Below are 22,213 nucleotides of genomic sequence, written 5' to 3'. Positions count from 1 at the left end.
TCATTGATTACACTTCTCAGTATCTTTAAGTGTACTACGTCCAGTGTAACTAACTGATAGTGCAAGTCCTGATGTATTGCTACTATTGCAGTAAATAAACGTACCATTATATAACCCTGCAAGGTGGCCAAAACGGCGAAATACCACAGCATGGCGAGGATAAACTAATGTATCTCCACGCGTTGTTGAGTCAAATACACTTAACTTAACGTCTTTACCTGTAAAAATACCTACAGGGTAATAGTCTACAAATATCGTAATAGACTTATGCCAATCACGTTTGTCGCAACGGTCTTTGTTTAAGGGGCAAAGTGTGACAGTCGCATCATTAGCAACAGCTTTAATACGAGCAAAGTTAATTGCACGCCTTAATGCCTCTAACTTAAATTCAGCATTGTTAGCGCGTAACGACGAACTAAGAAATGGTAGCGTCAACGCGCTAACAATAAGAATAATGGTGATGCAAACTAAGCTTTCTAAAAGTGAGAAACCAAATTGACGACGCATATCCTTTGCCTCGAAATGATCATATAAAGGAGCGTAGCGTCACTATGGCTAAAAACAAGGAAAGTGAAAAGCTTTCAAGTTAACTGACATGATGTCTAAACAGAAAATAGGCTGCCTGGTTACGTTAGTTGATTAACTCACTGTTTATTCCGAAATCAGGTTAATTACACTGATCCTCAGTATCGCCTCTATAGAGTGCTGTGCCAGCTTGAGACACGCTAAGTTGTTGATTGTTATCTTCACTGCCCGGACAATAGGTGAAATTACCAGTAGCTGCGCCACTAAGTAACCCACTAGAGTCAAATCTTAGGCGATTATCGCCAGAAAATACCATATTATCACTGGTATTTACGACTTCCATTACTCTGTGAAGCGTATCATTATTGTTAAATTGGCCGTCATTATTCCTATCGACAAAAACGGAAATTCGGTTTGTTGCCCAATCATCTGCACAAGCGAACGGAGCCCGGTTTTGTATACTTTCAGGGGGAGCTGGGCATAGAATGACAATCTCATCAGACGCTGTAGCTTTGACGCGAGCAAAGGCAATATTTCGCTGTAACTCTTGTAAAAAAGATTGCGCGCGGTCACGTTGCAACAGGTTGCCATCAAAGCTAAATGAAACAGCTAATACAATTGCTAAAATGGCAATTGTTATCATAAGTTCTAACAGGTTGAATCCCGCTGATTGTTTCATTACTGCCTCACAACCAAAAATTAATAATTTAATATTAGTATTATTGCGTGAAATCACCTCAACTTTCAATGTCTTTGTTTGCCTTGAACAGGTGTATTGTCTAAAATCGACGCTATACCAAAGGAATCGAGATAGTCATGAAGAAAATAGAAGCAATAATTAAACCGTTCAAACTAGATGATGTCCGAGAGGCGCTTTCGGATGTGGGGATCACGGGGATGACAGTGTGTGAAGTAAAGGGCTTCGGTCGTCAAAAAGGCCATACTGAGTTGTATCGTGGTGCCGAGTATATGGTAGATTTTTTGCCCAAGGTAAAACTTGATATAGTCACGGCAGACGAAGATGTTGATAGAGCCATTGAAGTGATCTTGAAAACAGCACAAACAGGCAAAATTGGCGATGGCAAAATATTTGTGACTGATGTTGAGCGTGTGGTGCGGATCCGTACCGGTGAAGAAGACGAAGAAGCGATTTAAGCCAGTGAGTCGGCTATTGTAGTGTAGTCAGTCGCGACCAGTATGTAGTCGCGACTGACTAGTGTATCTATTTACTGCGTGGGTTAGCTGATTTTGCTTTTTTTACGTTTTCTGCAAGATCCTGTAACCCCAATTTACGGTAACTCTTTTCCATAATATCAAAAGCTTGTTTTAAGTAACTACTTTGTGAGTAGTGTTCCACCACATATTTACCTCGGTTAGCTGCTGCAAGGTACGCTTCACGTTCAAAGTAATATTCAGCTACTTTTAATTCATAACGCGCCATTTTGTTTAATAGCCAGACGATGCGCTTTTTGGCTTCTGGTGCATAAGGACTGTTGGGATAATTTTTAACGAGTGTGGTTAAATCTTGAAATGCTACACGAGTACGATTTGCGTCTCTGTCAGCCCTATCCACTCCAAAGTACTCCTGAAATGCGTTTTCATCAGCTTTGATGCTTACAAGACCGCGCATGTAGTACATGTAATCAAGATCTTTATGGTTTGGATTTAAACGGATAAAGCGGTCAATTGTCGCTAGTGCTTGATCTGTGTTACCTGTTTGGTAATAAGCATAAACTAAGTCCATTTGAACTTGTCTTGCATATGGCCCAAAAGGGTATCTTGCGTTAATTGCGCCAAGTAACTCAATGGCGCGTGCATAAAGACCTGAATCTAAAGTTTGCTTTGCATCTTCATACAGTGCTTGTGCAGATTTGTTTGGTACGCGTTCTATATCTTCTTGTTCTGGTGCGGATGAACAGGCTGCCAAACCTAAAACAGACGCGGCTAACGCCAGCCTAAAGGCGTGTGTCCTTAAGTTTTTAATCATTTTATTTTACTACCTTTGTTTTCTTCGGCTAGGCCAACTCGGCAAAACCGAGTAAACTATGCATTTATACGATTCTAACCCAGTCGAGCACGGCTTGCACTGGTAAATTAGGTAAAGTTTCAGATGTCAGAGCAAATTTCCCTCCAAGCGGAGGTTCCAGTCGAACTCGGTGGTAAACGTCTAGACCAAATATTGGCGCAATTGTTCCCGGATTTTTCTCGTTCAAGAATAAAAACTTGGATCCTTGAAGATAAGGTCACCGTCGATGGTGAAGTTTTCAACACGCCTCGTGAAAAGTTATTAGGTGGTGAAAGCGTCGCCATTGAAACGGTTATCGAAGCCCAGCGTGAATACGAAGCGCAAGATATAGACCTAGATATCGTCTATGAAGATGATGATATTCTGGTGATAAATAAGCCGATGGGATTGGTCGTTCACCCTGGAGCCGGTAACCCCGATGGCACAGTATTAAATGCTCTGCTGCACCATCACCCAGAAATTATTAACGTACCTCGAGCTGGTATTGTTCACCGTCTCGATAAAGACACGACCGGTCTAATGGTTGTGGCGAAAACCATTCAAGCGCAAACACATTTGGTGAAAAACTTACAGGCGCGTGAAAACTTCACTCGTGAGTATGAAGCAATTTGTAACGGTACCATGACAGCTGGTGGCATGATTGAAAAGCCAATAGGGCGCCACGCTACAAAACGTACGCATATGGCGGTACATGAAATGGGTAAACCTGCTATTACGCATTATCGTGTTGCAGAGAAATTCCGTGCACACACTCGGCTTCGTCTGCGACTAGAGACCGGTAGAACGCACCAAATTCGTGTGCATATGGCATATTTAAATCATCCACTGATTGGCGATCAGTTGTATGGTGGTCGTCCTCGTCCACCGAGAAATGCCACTCAAGGGCTTACAGAGCAGTTAAGAGCATTTAAACGTCAGGCGCTACATGCGATAAAGTTGAGTATCGCTCACCCAATTACGGGTGAGATGATGACATGGGAAGCGCCAGTGCCTGAAGATATGGTAAATCTGGTGACGGCGCTAAGAGAGGACACCAAAGAAAACCCAGACTTGACGCTGTAAGATGCAGCTAGCTCAGTGGCCACTTTCTCAACTTGTTGGGACACTATCGACAACGCGCGAAGGTGGTGTTTCTCTACCGCCTTTCGACAGTTTTAATCTTGCCTCTCATGTTGGCGATAATGCCGAACATGTTGCAGAAAACCGTCGAATCTTGCATGGTTACGTTGCCAACCCCATTGTTTGGCTTGAACAAGTCCATGGCGCTGAGGTTGTGGTGGTTGATGAGCAGTTTGAGGCGGCGCAAGTCCATCAAGCAGATGCACTCTATACGCGCTTACGGCAAACGCCTCTAGCTATCATGACGGCAGACTGTTTGCCGATCTTGTTGGCATCAGAAAATGGCGAAGAAGTAGCAGCTATCCATGGTGGCTGGAAGCCGCTCGCCGCTGGTATTATTGCAAATACACTTGCTAAGTTTCGTTGTGCCCCTGAAGAAATTCACGCATGGTTTGGCCCTGCAATAGGACCTGATGCTTTTGAAGTGGGTGAAGATGTAGTAAATGCGTTCGAAGCACAAAAAAGTACGGCCTTTAAAGCTACAAAAAAGGGTAAGTACCTTGGTAATATTTTTGCGCTTGCTGAAACACTATTGCGCCAACAAGGTGTTACAAAATGCTACGGCGAGAGACACTGTACAGTCAGTTTGCCTGAGCTGTACTTTTCTTATCGTAGAGACAACATAACAGGCCGTATGGCGACTTTGATTTGGCGCAAATAATCAGGTTAAATTATTACTTTAACGCTTGATCTTCGCTCCACTAATACCCATAAATAAAGTAATTCAATATTTTATATGGGTAAATAAATCATGCGTTTAGATAGATTTACAAGCAAATTTCAAGCTGCGCTTTCTGACGCGCAATCACTCGCGCTTGGGCGTGACCATCAATTTATTGAACCTGTTCATTTAATGTACGCTCTGCTACAGCAAAGTGGCTCAAGTGTACGAGCGTTATTGGCGCAAGCAGGTGTAAGCGCTGATGAACTCAATACCAAGCTATCTCAAGCCATTGAAAAATTATTTAAGGTTGAAGGCGTAGGTGGAGATGTCCAGCTTTCGAATAACCTGATTTCACTTATCAATCTATGTGATAAATACGCTCAAAAACGCAAAGATAAATATATTTCTAGTGAGCTTTTTGTTTTTGCGGCAGTTGAAGACAAAGGAGCTTTGGGTGAAATTTTCAAAACTTTGAATATTACCCAAGCAAAAATCGAGCAAGCGATTAAAGCGATCCGAGGCGGGCAGAAGGTTGACGATCCCAATGCAGAAGATACACGTCAAGCACTTGAGAAATTCACCGTTGACCTTACTGAGCGAGCCGAACAAGGTAAACTAGACCCGGTAATTGGTCGCGATGATGAAATTCGTCGCACCATTCAGGTGCTACAGCGCCGTACTAAGAATAACCCTGTACTTATCGGTGAACCGGGTGTTGGTAAGACAGCTATCGTTGAGGGACTTGCACAACGTATTATCAACGGTGAGGTGCCAGAAGGGCTGAAAAATAAGCGTGTACTATCACTGGATATGGGGGCGCTAGTCGCTGGTGCTAAATACCGTGGCGAATTTGAAGAGCGTTTAAAGTCGGTGTTAAACGAGCTTGCCAAAGAAGAGGGGCAAGTTATTCTGTTTATTGACGAAATTCACACTATGGTTGGGGCCGGAAAAACCGACGGTGCAATGGATGCTGGCAATATGCTCAAACCTGCACTTGCGCGTGGAGAGCTCCACTGCGTCGGAGCCACGACGCTCGACGAGTATCGACAATATATTGAAAAAGATGCTGCACTTGAGCGCCGCTTCCAAAAGGTATTTGTCGCAGAGCCAACCGTTGAAGACACTATTGCCATACTCCGTGGCTTAAAAGAGCGCTACGAACTTCATCATTCAGTCGACATTACTGATCCGGCGATCGTAGCTGCGGCGAACCTGTCACACCGTTATATTACGGATAGACAGCTTCCAGATAAAGCCATTGACTTAATTGATGAAGCCGGTTCATCAATTCGACTGCAAATAGACTCAAAGCCGGAGCAATTAGACAGACTTGAACGTCGTATTATTCAACTGAAGTTGGAAGACAGTGCACTGGCCAAAGAAAAAGATGAAGCCAGCCAAAAGCGTCGAACCGAGATGCAAGCACTCATCAATGAATTAGAAATGGAGTATCGTGAGCTAGACGAAGTATGGAACGCTGAAAAAGCCTCGCTTCAGGGTACACAAGTGATAAAAGCGGAGCTGGAGCAAGCGCGGTTAGATTTGGAAGTCGCGCGCCGAGCAAGTGATTTACAACGTATGTCTGAGCTGCAATATGGCCGTATTCCTGAACTAGAGCGTAAGCTTGACTTGGCATCCCAAGCAGAGATGCAAGAAATGAGTCTACTGAAAAATCAGGTTGGCGAAGATGAAATTGCTGAAATTCTCTCTCGCTGGACAGGGATCCCGGTGGCTAAAATGCTTCAAGGTGAACGTGAAAAATTACTCCAAATGGAAGATGAGCTGCACAAAAAGGTCATTGGTCAAGATGAAGCGGTGAATGCGGTTGCCAATGCTATCCGCCGCTCTCGAGCTGGGCTTGCTGATCCTAATCGTCCAATTGGTTCGTTTTTATTTTTAGGCCCAACTGGTGTTGGTAAAACGGAGCTAACCAAAGCATTAGCCAACTTTATGTTTGATACCGAAGATGCCATGGTGCGGATTGATATGTCTGAATTTATGGAAAAGCATTCGGTGGCAAGGTTGGTAGGTGCGCCTCCGGGTTACGTTGGTTATGAAGAAGGTGGATATTTAACTGAAGCGGTGCGTCGCCGTCCGTACTCAGTGGTGTTACTTGATGAAGTAGAAAAAGCTCACCCTGATGTGTTTAACATCTTACTGCAAGTCTTGGATGATGGTCGCTTAACTGACGGACAAGGGCGTACGGTAGACTTTAAAAACTCAGTGATCATCATGACTTCAAACTTAGGCTCAGATGTAATTCAAGAGCAGGCCGGTAGTAATGATTATGCCGCACTTAAAGAGCGGGTGATGGCAGTGTTGGCAAATCAATTTAGACCGGAGTTTATAAACCGGATTGATGAAACCGTTGTGTTCCACCCGTTAGTTAATGAGCATATTAAAGAGATAGCGAGTATCCAATTAGCGCGATTAAGCCAGCGCTTAACGCAAAGAGGTTTTGTGCTTGAACTAAGTGACGCTGCGCTTGATAAAATTGCTGCAAGTGGTTTTGATCCAGTCTATGGTGCGCGGCCATTAAAACGTGCTGTACAACAGTACATTGAAAACCCGCTGGCACAGGATTTATTACAAGGTAAATTTGTGACAGGAGATACTATCAAAGTCGATGTAGTGGATGACCAAATCGTTTTTAATCATTAACCGAGATTTGGATAAAGCATAAACTATCCACCACTAACAGTATACAAACGCGCTTGCTGGAGTAAGGCAAGCGCGTTTTTCATTGTTGTAAATTGCGTCTTCTTTCGCGTATTCTAAAAAACAACAAGCTCTCTCTAAAACTGAATCTCTTATGATAAATGAGTCAACTACTTACGGTGTTTATGAATTTGGTGATAGCAGCCAATTATGTCCGCTCACTCGTACTTTGCCAGCCCTTAACAACGGGCAGGTAGTGGTGAGGGTACTCAGCACCAGTGTTAACCCAATCGAGCTTAAAACAAGACAAGGCTTAGGCTATGTTGCAGAACAAAAAGAGGCAGGTACCTTTCTACCTTTGGGGTATGACTTATTTGGCGAAGTGGTGGGAGTATCTGACTCTGGTACACAACTTCAAGTGGGTCAACATGTTATAGGCATGGTTGGTTTTGCAAACAACCCTGGTACCTACAGTGATTATGTGGTTGCCAATGAAACTGAATTATTAGCGGTTTCAGCGCAAGAAAGTCTAGCGATCTCTGGTCTATGTTTAGCAGGCTTAACTGCAAAGCAAGCCCTTGATAAATTTTCCCAGTACGAGCGTCCCTTATATGTGTTGGCACCTACTGGGGGGGTTGGCCACTTAGCTATTCAATTAGCACAACTTCAAGGACGTAACGTAGTTGCTGTGTCCACTCGTGCAGAACACCCACTATTGGCTCAGCTAAATGTTACCGCGATTAGTTACGATGAATTTTATCAGTGTGATGTTGAATGCGACCTATTAGATTTGATTGGTGGTGAAATAGCACTACAGTGTTTGAATGCACTTCGCAGTGGCTCACAATTAGTTACAGTCCCCAGTGTGACCAAGGCACTTATTTGTGAGCAAGCCACGATAAAAGGGATAACGGCACAGGGAATGTTGGTTGCGCCTGATTTAGATGACCTGAAATATTTGTATCAGGCGTACCAAGCTGGCAAAATCAACATCAATGTGAGTCATTATTTTGATCTGGCAGACATTGCGCTTGCGCATGCTTATATGGAAAATGCGCAATATGTCGGTAAAGTTATTATTAAAGCCTGACCGTGGTGAGATAGGCAGTGATGGACAGTGAGCCTCACTCTTTTTATCAACACCCTTGGTATAAACTAATTTCGACCCCATAAACTTGAAATTGGCCTGTAGGTTCGAGGAAGAATTTTTGAAACAATTAGACTTAAACACTAAGCTGGATTTGTTGTCTGGCGGTGTACATCGCGGCGCTTTTAAGGGTATCAAAAGGGGTATCGAGAGAGAGGCCTTGAGGATCCAAGGGTCAGGAAAGATAGCAAAAACTCCACATCCAGAAAAGACTGGCCATGCTCTAACTAATGGTCATATTACCACGGATTTCTCTGAATCCTTATTAGAGTTCATTACTCCAGTCAGTGAAAATCCTGAAGAGACGCTAGCGCAGTTGTCTGATTTACAGAAATTTACGCTAGCCAATATGGGCGATGAGTTATTATGGCCTTTATCTATGCCATGCTTCATTGAAGATGAAGAAGATATTGTATTGGCGCAGTTTGGTACTTCCAACATTGGGAAGATGAAAACGCTGTATCGTGAAGGGTTAAAAAACCGCTATGGTAGTATGATGCAGGCCATTGCCGGGGTGCATTTTAATATCTCTTTTCCCGAGCAAGTATGGCAAAGCCTGCAATCCATATCAGAAGATAAACAAGCTCAGCAAACGTTTATCTCACAACAGTATTTAGGCTTAATTCGCAACTTTAAGCGTGAAATGTGGCTGATCAGTTATCTCTTTGGTGCTTCACCGGCGCTGTGCCCATCATTTTTGCAAGGTAAGAAAAGCGACCTACCATTTAAGACACTAGAAAACGGTGCTATTTACTTAGAATATGGTACTGCGTTGAGACTAGGTGATTTAGGTTATACCAATAGCGCGCAAAGCTCGCTGAAAGTGATGTATAACGACTTGGATGAGTATATCGCTGGACTTAGAGAAGCGATTAGATGTCGCTCTGATTTATATCATGAGATCCCAGACTACCGTGCAGCAGAGCCAAAGCAGTTAAATCGTAATATTCTACAAATAGAAAACGAATTCTACTCGCCAATTAGACCAAAGCGTAATGCGAAATCGGGTGAAACGCCAACTCAGGCACTAGAACGTGGTGGCATTGAGTACATCGAAATCCGTGCCTTAGATGTTAACCCATTTGAACATACCGGTATTAGCCTTGAACAAATTCATTTCTTGGATGTCTTCTTAACTTACTGCTTATTAAAGCCAAGTGCTGAGTTGACCTTTGATGCGCAAAAATTAGCAGGTAAAAACTTACGTCAGGTAGTAAACCAAGGGCGCTGTACTGAGCTTGAATTGGAAAGAGAAGGTGTACCAGTCACAGTAAAGCAGTGGGGGTCAGAGATCTTCGCTGATTTAGGTCGTGTCGCACGGATGTTAGATTCTAATAGTGGTAAATCTGTTTACGTAGAAGTGATTGAAAAGCTATCGCGCGCGATAGAGGCACCTGCACTGACCTTTTCAGGACAGTTGCTATCGCAATTACAAAACCGAACCCTTGAACAGGGGTCAATGGGACTTGAGCTTGCAAACAACTATAAGCAGCTGCATCAAGACGTAGAATATGGTTACTATGATGAAGCAGAACTTGCAGCATTTGCGCAGCAATCATTTGAGGATGAAGAAGCAGTAAGAGCTGGTGATACAGTTGATTTTACCAGTTTCTTAGATGATTATTTTTCTCGAGCATAAAAAAGCGCAGCCATAGGGCTGCGCAAATAAATTTCAGGGATGAAACAATGCTAAACTGCTGCATTCATAAGTTCAGACCAATGCAAATTGTTAAAGTTCATTAGGTTTCGAAAAAAATGCAAAAAAAATTAATTTTAGTTAGTCTTATTGCTGTTTTATCTGGATGTGCGACTGCACCACCAAAGCAACCTCATGATATTTGCAAGATTTTTGAGGAAAAAGAAGATTGGTACTATGACGCTCGAGATGCCCAAGAAAAATGGGGATCGCCCAAACATGTTCTGATGAGCATGATGTTTCAGGAAAGCTCTTTTCGTCATGATGCTGCACCTCCGATGGAATATTTCCTTTGGTTTATTCCCATTGGCCGTGCCAGCTCAGCTTATGGCTATTCTCAGGCCAAAACTCCCACCTGGTCAGACTATATTAGAGAAACGGGTAATTCTGGGGCAGATCGTGATGACTTCGACGATGCTATCGATTTTATGGCTTGGTTCGTTTACAAAACCAATAAAGTAAATGGTGTGTCTAAGTGGGATGCTTATGCGCAATATTTAAATTACCATGAAGGTTGGGGTGGCTATCGCCGTGGCACCTATAAAAAGAAAAAATGGCTCATGCAGGTCGCTAATAAAGTGAAACATCGCGCGGCAAGATACGCCGTTCAGCTAAAACGCTGTGAAGATGATTTAGATAAAAACTGGTTCGAAAGGCTATTTTCTTAGAGGCGTGTTTTCCTTATTTTAGAAAAGGTGATAGCGCATACTTGGAGGCAAAATTTAAGTCAGCATATTCACTTATATTGTTTAATCCCTGCCGGTACGCTCGATAAGGTTCAATGAAGTGAGATAGAAAAAGGCTATCATTTCTATTTCACTTTGATAACCCTAAAAGTTATCTTGCTTTTTACACAATTCCTTATGATCCAGACGTTACAAATATTACTTCCTATAGATTTAAAGTATAATATTATGCCCAGTTAGCTTAATATTATGTGCAAATTACATTGATAAGTATTCTGATGAGCAACATATTCAACAGAAATTTGAAACTTTTGATATTAAAGAATATGTGGCAAAAACAAAAAGTTAACAATGCTGTAAAGCCAAGGACACAAAACAGCAGACTCGCGCTCCTTCGCCGCCAGCTTTAGCCAACTATTAACCGCCGCTTTTAGGGGCGTTGTTTTCAATCGGGTTCTAATCATACATTCGAAAAACAAAAAGGCAGAAAAATGAAAAAAGTAGTATTAGCAGCAAGTATTTTAGCATTAAGTGCGTGTTCAACAATGCAACCGCCACGCTACGCTGTTTCTGTAGATAATATTCAAACTTTAAAAAGTCTAACGGAGATTAAAGGCGAATTTGCATCATTAAATCAACCTGCAAAATTTAGTTCAAATTGTCGTCTAATGGGGCCAATTGAACCTGCGGATGGTTTATCGATTCCGCAATTTATTACTAAAGCTTTCAATGATGAATTGAAGATGGCTGATAAATATTCAAAAGATAATGTTAAAATTACGGGTGATATTACAAAAATTGAATTTTCATCAATTTCAGGTTTAACCAGTGGGTATTGGGAAATTGGTCTCAAATTGAAATCAACGAATGGAACTAATTTAACTGTTAATAATAAATATTCATTTAAGAGTGGTTTTGACGCAATCACTGCGTGTAATGCTACAGCAGATGCCTTATCCCCAGCAGTACAAGATTTAATTAAAGCAACAGTCAATCACCCTGAATTTTCAAAATTAATGCAAGAAAGCTAATAAGGTGCTCAAACGGAAAAATTACAGTTGGCTAGCGCTCCGGGCAGTTTAGTCGAACTGTATTTTTCCGCTTATCTTAGCGTTAGCTGTACAAGGAAAACCGAGTAGTGGAAATGTTCGTAGAAATTATCAAAAATATGTATGGGATATCACTGGCTGAGTTAGCAGTGATGATAGTAGATACTTTTACTTATTTAATTGCTCTTTTCATAGTACTCTTCGCATTTGTTAAGCTCGATAAAGTTACAAAAAGTAAGCATGCCAAAGGAGTTAAAATCTCTATTGTTGCTACAATTTTCTCTTCGTTTGTAGCGAGCTCAATTGTAGAGAATTCTGAAGAGCTTGGCTTAATTGAGGTTTCGGTATTTCTTATACCCTCCATTTTCACACTATTAGCCGCAGTTTGTTTTTATCGGTTTGCTAAAGAAGTTCTGGTAAAGTACAGTTAACAAAGCCGTTTACAGCAAGGGTTATGTTGTACGGAAAATAAGCTCAGAAATTAATATAAGATTAAATAAAAAGGAGCTTTATGAAAGCAGCTATGAATGAATTAAAAAATGAGGCAAAAGCTAAATTATTGTTTTGGAATAAGATTGACAGCAAAGCAATTAAGGTTGGTCTCGTATTTGTTTTTATTGGTTTAATCGCTTTAAAAGTGTTTACCACCGCACTTACTTTTGACTGGCTGAAAAATTTATTCGCTTAATTAACTCGTGGCTAAGTATGACATAACGAGCTGTTCAAGTGAGACTGCTAGCATTTGGTTCGGGTTCGCCTCGCTACACATTTTAGTCAAATATTATCAGCCCCGTAACAGGATGTCATGTTTCTAGGCAAATATACTCAAGCTTTTAGTTGTGCTTACATTTTAACAAGTTGGAATGTTGTGGCGTCTTATACCTTACATATTGAGCGTGAAAACCAAATCTCTGAGACCGAATGGCTCGCAATTTGTGAAAGTGACTCATCGTTAACGGTTCAGCATGTTGCTATAACCACGAACCCACAGACGGGAGAAGCTATTGAAATTCAAACACCAAACAGTTGCATCTGGACGAGCCCAATATTAAGAAGAAAGTACAACTTTAGTTATACTAATGGCAGTATCACCTTCGGTAGCGATAAGGCTCAAATTAAAAAAGCTAAAAAACTAGCTCAGCTACTTAGTGCAAAAGTCATTGGTGATGAAGGCGAAGAATATTAGGAATATAAAAAGTTAATTAAAAAGTGGACGTAAAACCGTAGGCTTGCGCTCACTCTTTGCGTTGTAAAGCCAGCTATTTTACGCCATTTATTAACGCGTCAGTACTTACTCAAAGGAATAAGCATGATTAAAATACTTACTATTACATTCCTTATAATTTCATTCGCTTGCCCTGCAGTTGTTAAACGACATGATGTTCAGCCAGAAATGTATGAAGTTAAAAAGAACCCTGATTTTTTTATTGATATGCCGCATGAAGGAGCTGCTGTTCTTATTGATAAATACTGGTTGGTCACTGCTGCGCATGTAGTCTTTTACGATTATCACGATAAACCTATAATGCTGCACGGCGTAGAAAATAGAATTGAAAGGGTTATCTTTCATCATGGATACAAAGAAGATCCAGGTAATTGGGGGCCAGGAGCTGCTAAGCCATTAATAGATTTTTTGAGCAGTCGAGATGATATAGTGCTACTCAAATTAGCTGAACCAGTTGAACACTTAAAACCTATATCTCGATACTATGATAATAAAGAAATAGGTGAGGAAGTCACGATATTTGGTAGGGGAGCAACTGGCACAGGTCTGACGGGAGAAATATTGACAACTAAAGCGCCTTCTCTTTGGGAAAGTATTTCAAACACGATAAGATCTCCGTTTACAGATCTAGACGAAACTCAAGCTAATAGAACACTCAATAATTATAAAAATATTATAGAGTCAGCAAATGAAAGCTGGCTTATGTTCCGGTTCGATAAAGCTGATGATGCACTTCCTCTAGAAGGTAATGTTGGTTCTGGTGATAGTGGAGGTCCTGCAATTATGATACGAAATGGCATACCTTTGCTGATCGGATTAGCAAGCTGGCAAGAGTACGAAGGTGATTTAGAGGGGTATGTCGGAGGAAAGTATGGCGCTGTTTCCGTATTTGTCAGGATTTCGTCATACAATCAATGGATCGATAAAACAATTTTGGCATACAGAAACAAAACCTAGCAAGGGTTTTTAAGTTGGACTCGAAACAGTTTGATCTGTTTCATTTCATACTTTGACAAGCTACTACTTGCCGCTTAAAGCGGCGTTAGGATTCTCTTTATGATAAAAATGCTACGTATGAGTATTTTATCTTTTCTGTTTGTACCTCTCACTCCATTTGCTAATGGGTTAGAAATTCAAGATATGAAAACAGTCAACTATCGAGATGCCATTTCATTTCAAATCCTCACGAACTGGGAAGTCTAGGACGAGTTTGGCGTCCAGGGCACATTTTATGAAGACCTGCCTGATACTGGGACTTTAAGGATTAGCGTATTTGAATTTACCAGCAATTCTGAGGAGGAAAGAAATACAAAAATAAGAGATACTTACTTCCCGGCACTGTTGAAATGCTCATTACAGTTACAGCACTGAATGAGAGCTTGTTGACACACCATGAGAATTCTAACAAGTGGCTGAATAGAGATTATCAGAGCAAGTCATGTCTCTGCCTTAACAACTGTCACGCTATACTCAGTTAACTCGTTAGTCACGCGTTACTTTACAAAAAATAGCGATTAATTAGCCTAAATGCGTTCATTGTAGTGATTAAGGTGATGTGGCATTGGTATTGCGAGCGTTACACCTTGGTTGGGCCTTTTGACTTCCTGCAGTAATGGCTTTTGATAGTATGGTAACAAAGCCTAGCAGATACAGCTAAGTACAAATAAGGCGAGCTAACTAGCTCGCCTTTTAGTATTAGCTGCATTTTGTTGCTTCAGTCTCTAGTGAGACCTTTACTTGCTTAATCATGTTCTCTTTGATCTCAACCACTTCCATACGATAGTTGTCGACACGTAAGCTTAGCGGGGCATCAGGAATGTCTTCGAGGTACTCGACAATCAAGCCGCTTAGGGTTTTAGGGCCTTCTGTAGGTAAGTCCCAATCCATCTCTTTGTTTAAGTCACGAATGTTGACACTGCCTTCTACCATTACTGTGCCGTCGTGTTGCATGTTGACGTCTTCACTCGGTGCACGCGTCTGCGTTGTCGTAAAGTCGCCCACAACTTCCTCAAGTATATCCTCAAGCGTTACTAAGCCTTGAATATCACCATACTCGTCAACCACAAGCCCGATGCGTTCTTTTGCTTCTTGGAACTTGATGAGCTGAGTATTTAACGAGGTATTCTCTGGGACATAGTAGATTTCTCGCACTGCTCGCAGTAGCGATGGCTTATCAAATTGTTCTTTGGTCAGTAGGCGTAGTGCATCTCTGGCATGAATAAAGCCTACTGCATCATCAATTTGGTCACGGTAAAGTAGTACACGGGTGTGCTGAGCATTGGTTAAATGACGGGCAATGTCTTTCCACTCGTCGTTAATATCAATGGCATTGATTTCACTTCGTGGGATCATGATGTCTTCCACAGTAACATGATCTAAATCGAGAATAGAAGTCAGCATATTTTGGTGGTTGGAAGGCAACATTGCACTGGACTCATTCACCACGGTTTTTAATTCTTCTTTACTGAGACTATGCTCTTCAATTTCTTGTGGTGTGATACCAACCAAACGTAGCATGCCGTTGGTGATCCAATTGGTTGCAACAACCAAAGGGAATAGTACTTTCAATAATACTTTAAGAATAACAGAGCTAGGGAATGCGACTTTTTCTGGATATAGCGCAGCTAATGTTTTTGGTGTGACTTCAGCAAAAATAAGCACCACAAGTGTAAGACCGAAAGTCGCGACAGCAATACCCATGTCGCCATAAAGGCGTAATCCGATAATTGTTGCGACCTGAGCGGCGGCTATGTTGACAAGGTTATTTCCGATCAGGATCAGACCAATCAGTCTGTCTGGACGGTTGAGGAGGTTACTTACACGCTTCGCGCCACGGTGATTCTCTTTTTCAAGATGTCGCAGGCGAATACGGTTGATTGACATGATACCGGTTTCTGAACTAGAAAAATAAGCCGACATCAAAATGAGCACACCGAGTATAATAAACAAGGCGCTGGTCGATATGTCTTCCAACAGTGGATCCCTTTTTTACTTACGAAAGCGTATTAAGCGTTAGTGAGTTACGATAGTCAAGTTAAAGTTTAAAACCTGCCTAAAATCACTTCTTGTATAAAGCGACTACCAAAGTACCCAAGCGTAACGACACCAGAAGCGGTGATGATAGAGATAACAACCGGCTTACCACGCCATCCAAACACACGATGTCCAAAAGCTATTACTACATAGATAAGCCAGCCCACGATAGACAATATGGTTTTATGGATAGTCTCTTTGGCGAACATGCCGTCTAAAAAGTAAAAACCAGAAGCCAAAGCTAGCGTAAGTAGTCCAGTGCCCACAAACAATAGCTGATAAAGCTGCCTTTCTACCTGCATAAGCGGTGGTAAGTGGCTAGTCATAATGGCCAAGTCTCTTTGTTTTAGACGCTTATCGATAAACATAAACTGGATAGCGTAAAGTGTCGCAATAATAAGTACGCAGTATGCCAATAGTGATAATGAAATATGTAGCACTAAGCCAATATCTACGTTTATGGTATCCATAATAATATGATGCGGGATAAACAGACTAGCTAAGAGTAAAATCGCCGCAAATCCATACACAACGGGAAGCAGTAAGGTTGCAGGAAAACGTAAGGATACCGTGGTTACTGAAACCACAATAACCCAGCAGGTTAATAGTGCGACATTTACCGTGCTGAGGTCTTGACCTTGATGAGTAAATACTGAGTTTACCAACACAAGCATGTGGGTCAAAATAGCAACGGTACTTAGTATTAAAGTCTTCTTTTGATTAGGTCCTTGTTTGTCAAATAAGCGCGACAAAACATGGCTGGTGGCCATGGAATAAAAAAGGCAGGCGATTAATGACAAGCTAACAATCAACATAAAGATAAATGCTCAATTTTTTGGTTTTCCTTTATGGCTATTGTATTTAAAGCCACTTCGCTTGCATAGAGTTTTATTTCAATCTATTAACTTATTCTTATTTTAGTGCAATCAAAGCGTAAAAAGCAGAACAATCAGCTTGAATACTGTATTAGTCGCTCGCATATCAGTATAATGCCCGTTAATTTCGAGATTTTGGAACCGATACATGTTTGAAAACCTCCAGGAGCGTTTAGGAAAAACGCTCAAAAACATTAGTGGCCGTGGCCGATTAACCGAAGACAATATTAAAGAAACACTCCGTGAAGTCCGCATGGCGCTACTTGAGGCTGACGTTGCCTTGCCAGTTGTGCGCGACTTTGTAAAACAAGTAAAAGAACGTGCGGTTGGTGTTGAAGTCACAAAAAGTCTGAGCCCAGGCCAGGTTTTCATCAAGATTGTTCGTGAAGAACTTGAAAAGTCTATGGGTGAGGCCAATGAAGAGCTGAACTTAAATGCTCAACCGCCAGCGGTTGTGATGATGGCAGGCCTTCAAGGTGCGGGTAAAACCACCAGTGTTGGTAAGTTGGCTAAGTTCCTAAAAGAGCGCAAAAAGAAATCTGTGCTGGTGGTCAGTGCTGACGTTTATCGTCCCGCTGCTATCAAGCAGCTTGAAACTTTAGCCGCTGAAGTCGACGTCGAGTTTTTCCCTAGTGATATTTCACAAAAGCCAATTGATATCGCAACGGGTGCAATTTCTCACGCTAAGAAAAAATTTATTGATGTGGTACTTGTAGATACCGCAGGTCGTTTGCACGTTGATGCAGACATGATGGATGAAATCAAAGATTTACATGCTGCGATTAATCCTATTGAGACTTTGTTTGTGGTCGACTCAATGACGGGTCAGGATGCTGCAAATACGGCAAAAGCGTTTGATGAAGCGCTGCCGCTAAGTGGTGTGATCTTAACCAAAACAGATGGTGATGCACGAGGTGGTGCAGCATTGTCAATTCGTCACATTACGGGCAAACCTATAAAGTTTATCGGTGTAGGTGAAAGGACGGATGCGCTTGAGCCATTCCATCCAGATAGAATTGCGTCTCGGATCTTAGGTATGGGTGATGTATTGTCCCTTATCGAAGAAGTAGAGATGAAAGTCGATAAAGACAAAGCTCAAAAAGTGGCTGAAAAAGTCTTTAAAGGCGATGGCTTCACATTGGAAGACTTTGCAGAGCAGCTACGTCAAATGAAAAACATGGGCGGTATGATGTCGATGCTAGACAAGCTTCCGGGCATGTCAAATCTTCCCGATGCAGTAAAAGGCCAAGTGAATGACAAGACCTTTAATCAAATGGAAGCCATTATCAGCTCAATGACACCTAAAGAGCGCGCGCGTCCTGAAATCATCAAAGGTTCTCGTAAGAAGCGGATTGCAGCCGGTTCTGGTACACAAGTACAAGACATCAACAAGCTGCTGAAGCAATTTACCCAAATGCAAAAAATGATGAAAAAGATGAAGGGTAAGGGCGGCATGATGAAGATGATGAAGAACATGAAAGGGATGATGCCACCAGGTATGTTCGGTGGTGGTGGACCTAAGTTCTAACACTGTTTATATTACAAAAGGCGAGCACCTCACTGCTCGCCTTTTTACTTTATCTAACTCGTTTGCCAATTATATCGCCGGACTCGTTAGAGGTAACGGATATTGATTTATTAGTAAAATCGGGCACAAAGGGTTTAAAGTTTTCAGCTTTTTTAGGATCACCACTACCGATGTACTGCGCCTCTTGCGGATATGAATATACTGGGCGGGTGAAAATAATATTACCCTGCGTATCTTCTTTTTGTGTCATCAGTGCATCTGGTGCTACCCCAGTATCTAGCCAGTGTTCTAACGCAGCTATGGCATTAAAGGTTTCAGCACCAGGCCCTTCAATACCACAATGAACAAGCCCAGGGGGTAAAAATAGCCGCGCAAAGTCGTATGTATTATCTTTGCCCATGTAGTTGATCACTGCGTTGTACCAGTCAATCGTTGCGTAAGCAGGAATTGCCGCATCTGACCATCCGTGTAGTACTATCATTTTGCCGCCGCTATTTCTAAATCCGGTCAGATCAGGGTGGTCAGCATCCATAAAGCTTGAAATAGACGAGAGTTCGCCGACTTCATTGTTATAAGAAAAACTTCTCCAATTGCCTTGGTGATATCTCTCTTGAGGAAACGCAAGGTATTTCAAATATTCGGTTGCGGCATAGTAGTGGTAAGGTTTGATAAATGGTGCTTCTGGGAATAGCCAACCTGTCCACTCCGGTTCAGAGCCATAAGGTAAGCCACCATAAATGGCGTTGCCCTGTTGGTCGTAGGAAGGGGCATATATTTCTTTGATTGCATTGGCCTGACGTGGTGTTAGACACTTACTAGAACTGTTGTTTTCACATATCAGCGTTTGCGGGTCAAAATCACAGCGTCTTGGATCGCTGATCAACCCATCAACCAAACCATCTTTATGATCGCAAGCTGCCATGACAGCCTGTGAGATAAAATCCGTGTAGCTGGCGTCGAGCAGTGCATTGTCGTTTTCATCCAATATTGCTTTGGCATTATCCATACAGTTGATCAGGTTGACTTTGGTGTAGTTAATTGTTGGTCCTCTGGCGATTACCCCATCAAAGTCGTTAGGGTAACGCTTAGCAGCCATGATGCCTGCATGACCTCCTTTTGAGCAACCTGAAATAAATGAGTAGGTTGGAGGCTTGGCATAAAAGCGTTCAATAATAGCTTTTGCCGCAACCGCTACCACATGATTTGCTCGATAGGCAAAATCTTCCTTTAATGACACATTATTTTTAGCCCACAAGCCATCAAATCCGGCTGCGGTATGGCCGCCATCATGAGACATGGTGGCGTAGTTACGTATGATCCCTGCCATCGTGGGGTAGTTTGATACTTCGCCACAAAAACCCATACAAGCATTGAGTAAAAAGCGTTTATTCCAAGCTTGATCCAGTGGCAATCTCAGCTGAAAGCGTATCGTTGGTGCTGCATAGCCTTCGACTAAACAGTGTGCAGGGAGCGTGTTTGTCCCTTTGGGGATTGGGGCACCTAATAACCGACTATATTTATACGTCCAAATCTCAGTATCGGCATCAAGGGTTTGGCTTGGGATATATTCAGCATTAGTAATACTTGTTGCCGCGTTACCATTTTCCAGTTGGGAGTAGTCACCAAAGCGTAATAGCTTACAGGCTGTCGCTGTGTCATTATTTGCGGCGAAAGCTGAGTGTGTGGTTAAACTGGCCGTACCAAGAAGAGCTACGCCGATGAAGCGCTGTGCTATGCGGTGTGTTTTCATCTTTATTCGGATCATGTGATTACTTTCCTTAATAACAAAAAATAACAGTGCGTTTTGACTTTTACCGTGCTTACATACCGTCTGTGCTTGTACCTAAAATGAGACGGTGGTGCTGAGGTAAACTTTACTTTTGCGTTTTGCTGAGCGAAATCTGCGCTTGGCTTTGGAATTTACTTGCATTGCGCGTGAAAATGCGTAAAATGCCCGAGCTTCCCGTAGTGGGAAGTACAAACTTATTAATGAAAACAGTCAATCTATGTAGAGGACGGTATGGTAACTATTCGTTTGCAACGTGGCGGCGCTAAAAAGCGTCCATTCTATCAAATCGTGGTTGCGGATAGCCGTTTCTCGCGTGACGGTCGTTTCATCGAGAAAGTAGGTTTCTTTAACCCGATCGCAGCAGGTCAGGAAGAAAAAGTACGTTTAGATTTATCTCGTGTTGATCACTGGGTAGGTCAAGGCGCATCTCTTTCAGATCGCGTTGCTAAGCTGGTTAAAGACGCTCGTAAAGCGGCTTAATAGGCGTAAGTGTAACCATGAGTCAAAGTAAAACCTCGACAATCGTTGTTGGTAAGCTTGGTGCTCCTTATGGCATCAAGGGTTGGCTTAAGGTGCATTCATTTACTGATGATCCCCAAGGGATCTTCGATTTCAGCCCATGGTTGATAGGGCAACAAGGTAAATGGCAAAACCTTGAAGTGAGCGACTGGCGTCGTCACAACAAGGGATATATCGCTAAATTTGCGCAAGTAAACGACAGAGATGAGGCAATGGCTTATACCAATGCGGAAATCGCTGTTTATGCTGAGCAGCTTCCTGAATTACCTGAAGGGGAGTTTTATTGGCGAGATCTTATCGGCATGTCGGTCGTAACAAATAAAGGATACGACTTAGGCGTAGTCGATGACTTGATGGAGACAGGCTCAAATGACGTTTTGGTTGTGAAAGCAAACAAAAAAGATGCGTTTGGGCAATCTGAAAGGTTAATTCCATTCTTAACAGACTCTGTTGTTTTGGACGTTAACCATGAAGAGAGAAAAGTTACTGTAGATTGGGATCCAGCGTTTTAATGAGTGATCAGCAAAAGCTATGGGTTGGGGTGGTTTCACTTTTTCCTGAAATGTTTGATGCGATAACTCAGCAAGGCGTAACGGGTCGAGCTGTGAAAAACGGCTTGATTGAGTTTAATTGCTGGAACCCCCGAGATTATGCCATTGACAAGCATAGAACTGTGGATGACCGACCTTATGGTGGTGGTCCTGGAATGCTAATGATGGTTGAGCCTCTCAAAAAAGCCATTCTTGATGCCAAAGCGGCAGCAGGTGATGGTGCTAAAGTAATTTATATGTCCCCTCAAGGGCGAAAACTAGATCAGCAAGGTGCGTCAGAATTGGCGAAATCTGAAAAGTTGATACTAGTTGCGGGTCGTTATGAAGGTATTGATGAGCGGATCATCGAGTCTTTTATAGATGAAGAATGGTCCATTGGTGATTTTATACTGAGTGGCGGTGAGTTACCTGCCATGACATTAATTGATGCAGTCGCACGATTAGTGCCAGGCGTACTAGGTCACAACCAATCAGCTGAACAAGATTCATTCTCGGATGGCTTGTTAGATTGTCCTCATTATACTCGGCCGGAAACATTGGATGATAAAAAGGTGCCTGCTGTATTACTCAGCGGAAACCACCAAGAGATAGCCAAATGGCGCTTAAAGCAGTCTTTGGGTAGAACTTGGCAACGTCGTCCTGACTTGTTGCGTAACCTAGCTCTGACTGAGGAGCAGGCGGCATTACTTGCTGAGTTTCAGCAGGAGAATGACCAAGCTTGTGGCTAGAAGACAGTTACACCTAGGAATGTGAGAAATAAAATGGCAAAAGTAAACCAAAATATTATTAAAGAGCTTGAAGCTGAACAGCTTAAGCAAGACGTACCTGCGTTCGGCGCTGGTGATACAGTTGTTGTACAGGTACGCGTTAAAGAAGGTAACAAAGAGCGTCTACAGGCCTTTGAAGGTGTTGTAATCGCTAAGCGTAACCGTGGTCTACACTCATCTTTCACTGTTCGTAAGATTTCAAGCGGTGAAGGTGTTGAGCGTGTATTCCAAACGCACAGCCCTCTTATCAGCAGCGTAACAGTTAAGCGTCGTGGTGCGGTTCGTCGTGCTAAGCTTTACTACCTACGTGAGCGTTCTGGTAAATCTGCACGTATTAAAGAGAAACTTAACTAATA

The 22,213-nt window shown here is 42.3% G+C and carries 24 protein-coding genes and 1 pseudogene; 19 read left to right on the top strand and 6 right to left on the bottom strand.

Annotated elements, in window-relative coordinates; genetic code table 11:
- Together J8Z24_RS11445 and J8Z24_RS11440 are read right to left on the bottom strand one after the other, a co-directional pair.
- Nucleotides 1-507, bottom strand: a complete 507-nt coding sequence (locus tag J8Z24_RS11445) for a GspH/FimT family pseudopilin (RefSeq protein WP_176033897.1) — start codon at nucleotides 505-507, stop codon at nucleotides 1-3.
- A 160-nt stretch (nucleotides 508-667) separates the two neighbouring features.
- Entirely contained in the window at nucleotides 668-1,204 is a 537-nt protein-coding gene (locus J8Z24_RS11440) for a GspH/FimT family pseudopilin (protein ID WP_225740684.1), read from the bottom strand.
- Nucleotides 1,205-1,341: 137 nt separating this feature from the next.
- Here J8Z24_RS11440 and glnB point away from each other — a divergent pair, with 137 nt between their 5' ends.
- Complete coding sequence (glnB, locus tag J8Z24_RS11435) at nucleotides 1,342-1,680, top strand: nitrogen regulatory protein P-II (RefSeq protein WP_010371023.1); 339 nt, start codon at nucleotides 1,342-1,344, stop codon at nucleotides 1,678-1,680.
- Nucleotides 1,681-1,747: 67 nt separating this feature from the next.
- Here the strand turns inward: glnB and J8Z24_RS11430 are convergent, their stop codons facing one another.
- Entirely contained in the window at nucleotides 1,748-2,512 is a 765-nt protein-coding gene (locus J8Z24_RS11430; protein ID WP_128731386.1) for an outer membrane protein assembly factor BamD, read from the bottom strand.
- A gap of 123 nt (nucleotides 2,513-2,635) precedes the next feature.
- Here J8Z24_RS11430 and rluD point away from each other — a divergent pair, with 123 nt between their 5' ends.
- From rluD to J8Z24_RS11370, 13 genes and pseudogenes are all read left to right on the top strand, one after another.
- A complete protein-coding gene (gene rluD / locus J8Z24_RS11425; protein ID WP_147388834.1) occupies nucleotides 2,636-3,613 on the top strand; it encodes a 23S rRNA pseudouridine(1911/1915/1917) synthase RluD in 978 nt (325 codons plus the stop codon).
- A gap of 1 nt (nucleotide 3,614) precedes the next feature.
- On the top strand, nucleotides 3,615-4,331 hold the full coding sequence (pgeF, locus tag J8Z24_RS11420; RefSeq protein WP_176033670.1) for a peptidoglycan editing factor PgeF: 717 nt from the start codon (nucleotides 3,615-3,617) through the stop codon (nucleotides 4,329-4,331).
- A 90-nt stretch (nucleotides 4,332-4,421) separates the two neighbouring features.
- The gene (clpB, locus tag J8Z24_RS11415; protein WP_147388836.1) at nucleotides 4,422-6,995 is read left to right on the top strand and encodes an ATP-dependent chaperone ClpB; all 2,574 of its coding nucleotides are present in this window, start codon (nucleotides 4,422-4,424) and stop codon (nucleotides 6,993-6,995) included.
- 151 nt (nucleotides 6,996-7,146) lie between these two features.
- Nucleotides 7,147-8,082, top strand: coding sequence for a zinc-binding dehydrogenase (locus tag J8Z24_RS11410; RefSeq protein WP_252094707.1), 936 nt, complete (start codon nucleotides 7,147-7,149; stop codon nucleotides 8,080-8,082).
- Between the two features lie 118 nt (nucleotides 8,083-8,200).
- The gene (gene gshA / locus J8Z24_RS11405) at nucleotides 8,201-9,778 is read left to right on the top strand and encodes a glutamate--cysteine ligase (protein WP_252094706.1); all 1,578 of its coding nucleotides are present in this window, start codon (nucleotides 8,201-8,203) and stop codon (nucleotides 9,776-9,778) included.
- Between the two features lie 116 nt (nucleotides 9,779-9,894).
- Nucleotides 9,895-10,503: a transglycosylase SLT domain-containing protein gene (locus J8Z24_RS11400; protein ID WP_125254238.1), complete on the top strand. Its 609-nt coding sequence runs from the start codon at nucleotides 9,895-9,897 to the stop codon at nucleotides 10,501-10,503.
- 30 nt (nucleotides 10,504-10,533) lie between these two features.
- A pseudogene (locus tag J8Z24_RS21840) lies at nucleotides 10,534-10,617 on the top strand (transposase); the annotation flags it as partial.
- 395 nt (nucleotides 10,618-11,012) lie between these two features.
- On the top strand, nucleotides 11,013-11,552 hold the full coding sequence (locus J8Z24_RS11395) for a hypothetical protein (protein ID WP_128731392.1): 540 nt from the start codon (nucleotides 11,013-11,015) through the stop codon (nucleotides 11,550-11,552).
- A gap of 113 nt (nucleotides 11,553-11,665) precedes the next feature.
- The gene (locus J8Z24_RS11390) at nucleotides 11,666-12,001 is read left to right on the top strand and encodes a hypothetical protein (RefSeq protein WP_176033673.1); all 336 of its coding nucleotides are present in this window, start codon (nucleotides 11,666-11,668) and stop codon (nucleotides 11,999-12,001) included.
- Nucleotides 12,002-12,081: 80 nt separating this feature from the next.
- On the top strand, nucleotides 12,082-12,258 hold the full coding sequence (locus tag J8Z24_RS11385) for a hypothetical protein (RefSeq protein WP_167508207.1): 177 nt from the start codon (nucleotides 12,082-12,084) through the stop codon (nucleotides 12,256-12,258).
- A 180-nt stretch (nucleotides 12,259-12,438) separates the two neighbouring features.
- Complete coding sequence (locus tag J8Z24_RS11380; RefSeq protein WP_167508208.1) at nucleotides 12,439-12,756, top strand: hypothetical protein; 318 nt, start codon at nucleotides 12,439-12,441, stop codon at nucleotides 12,754-12,756.
- Nucleotides 12,757-12,879: 123 nt separating this feature from the next.
- Nucleotides 12,880-13,752 (top strand): trypsin-like serine protease, encoded by an 873-nt coding sequence (locus J8Z24_RS11375; RefSeq protein ID WP_252094705.1) that lies wholly within the window; start codon nucleotides 12,880-12,882, stop codon nucleotides 13,750-13,752.
- 99 nt (nucleotides 13,753-13,851) lie between these two features.
- Complete coding sequence (locus J8Z24_RS11370; protein WP_176033666.1) at nucleotides 13,852-13,998, top strand: hypothetical protein; 147 nt, start codon at nucleotides 13,852-13,854, stop codon at nucleotides 13,996-13,998.
- A 492-nt stretch (nucleotides 13,999-14,490) separates the two neighbouring features.
- On the opposite strand, the gene J8Z24_RS11365 is transcribed toward J8Z24_RS11370, so the two are convergent.
- Complete coding sequence (locus J8Z24_RS11365; protein WP_252094704.1) at nucleotides 14,491-15,768, bottom strand: HlyC/CorC family transporter; 1,278 nt, start codon at nucleotides 15,766-15,768, stop codon at nucleotides 14,491-14,493.
- A 68-nt stretch (nucleotides 15,769-15,836) separates the two neighbouring features.
- Nucleotides 15,837-16,643, bottom strand: coding sequence for a cytochrome C assembly family protein (locus J8Z24_RS11360; RefSeq protein WP_125254077.1), 807 nt, complete (start codon nucleotides 16,641-16,643; stop codon nucleotides 15,837-15,839).
- Between the two features lie 208 nt (nucleotides 16,644-16,851).
- On the opposite strand from J8Z24_RS11360, the gene ffh reads away from it, so the two are divergent.
- Complete coding sequence (gene ffh / locus J8Z24_RS11355; protein ID WP_125254078.1) at nucleotides 16,852-18,231, top strand: signal recognition particle protein; 1,380 nt, start codon at nucleotides 16,852-16,854, stop codon at nucleotides 18,229-18,231.
- Nucleotides 18,232-18,280: 49 nt separating this feature from the next.
- On the opposite strand, the gene J8Z24_RS11350 is transcribed toward ffh, so the two are convergent.
- On the bottom strand, nucleotides 18,281-19,996 hold the full coding sequence (locus tag J8Z24_RS11350) for a tannase/feruloyl esterase family alpha/beta hydrolase (RefSeq protein WP_252094703.1): 1,716 nt from the start codon (nucleotides 19,994-19,996) through the stop codon (nucleotides 18,281-18,283).
- A 255-nt stretch (nucleotides 19,997-20,251) separates the two neighbouring features.
- Here J8Z24_RS11350 and rpsP point away from each other — a divergent pair, with 255 nt between their 5' ends.
- From rpsP to rplS, 4 genes are read left to right on the top strand one after another with little or no spacing between them, the layout of a single operon-like run.
- Nucleotides 20,252-20,500, top strand: a complete 249-nt coding sequence (rpsP, locus tag J8Z24_RS11345) for a 30S ribosomal protein S16 (protein ID WP_017216164.1) — start codon at nucleotides 20,252-20,254, stop codon at nucleotides 20,498-20,500.
- A gap of 17 nt (nucleotides 20,501-20,517) precedes the next feature.
- Nucleotides 20,518-21,051 carry a ribosome maturation factor RimM gene (rimM, locus tag J8Z24_RS11340; RefSeq protein ID WP_176033664.1) on the top strand — a complete coding sequence of 178 codons (534 nt, stop codon included), beginning with the start codon at nucleotides 20,518-20,520 and terminating at the stop codon, nucleotides 21,049-21,051.
- Nucleotides 21,051-21,818, top strand: coding sequence for a tRNA (guanosine(37)-N1)-methyltransferase TrmD (gene trmD / locus J8Z24_RS11335; protein ID WP_128731398.1), 768 nt, complete (start codon nucleotides 21,051-21,053; stop codon nucleotides 21,816-21,818). The genes rimM and trmD overlap by 1 nt, the downstream gene beginning before the upstream one ends.
- A gap of 33 nt (nucleotides 21,819-21,851) precedes the next feature.
- A complete protein-coding gene (gene rplS / locus J8Z24_RS11330; protein WP_125254081.1) occupies nucleotides 21,852-22,211 on the top strand; it encodes a 50S ribosomal protein L19 in 360 nt (119 codons plus the stop codon).
- Nucleotides 22,212-22,213: the final 2 nt, after the last annotated feature.

It is taken from the genome of Pseudoalteromonas sp. SCSIO 43201 (assembly GCF_023716725.1).
In the GTDB taxonomy this organism is placed as follows: Bacteria; Pseudomonadota; Gammaproteobacteria; order Enterobacterales; family Alteromonadaceae; genus Pseudoalteromonas; species Pseudoalteromonas peptidolytica.
Note: the sequence above shows the minus strand (reverse complement) of the source record. Positions and strands in the feature narration are given on the sequence as shown.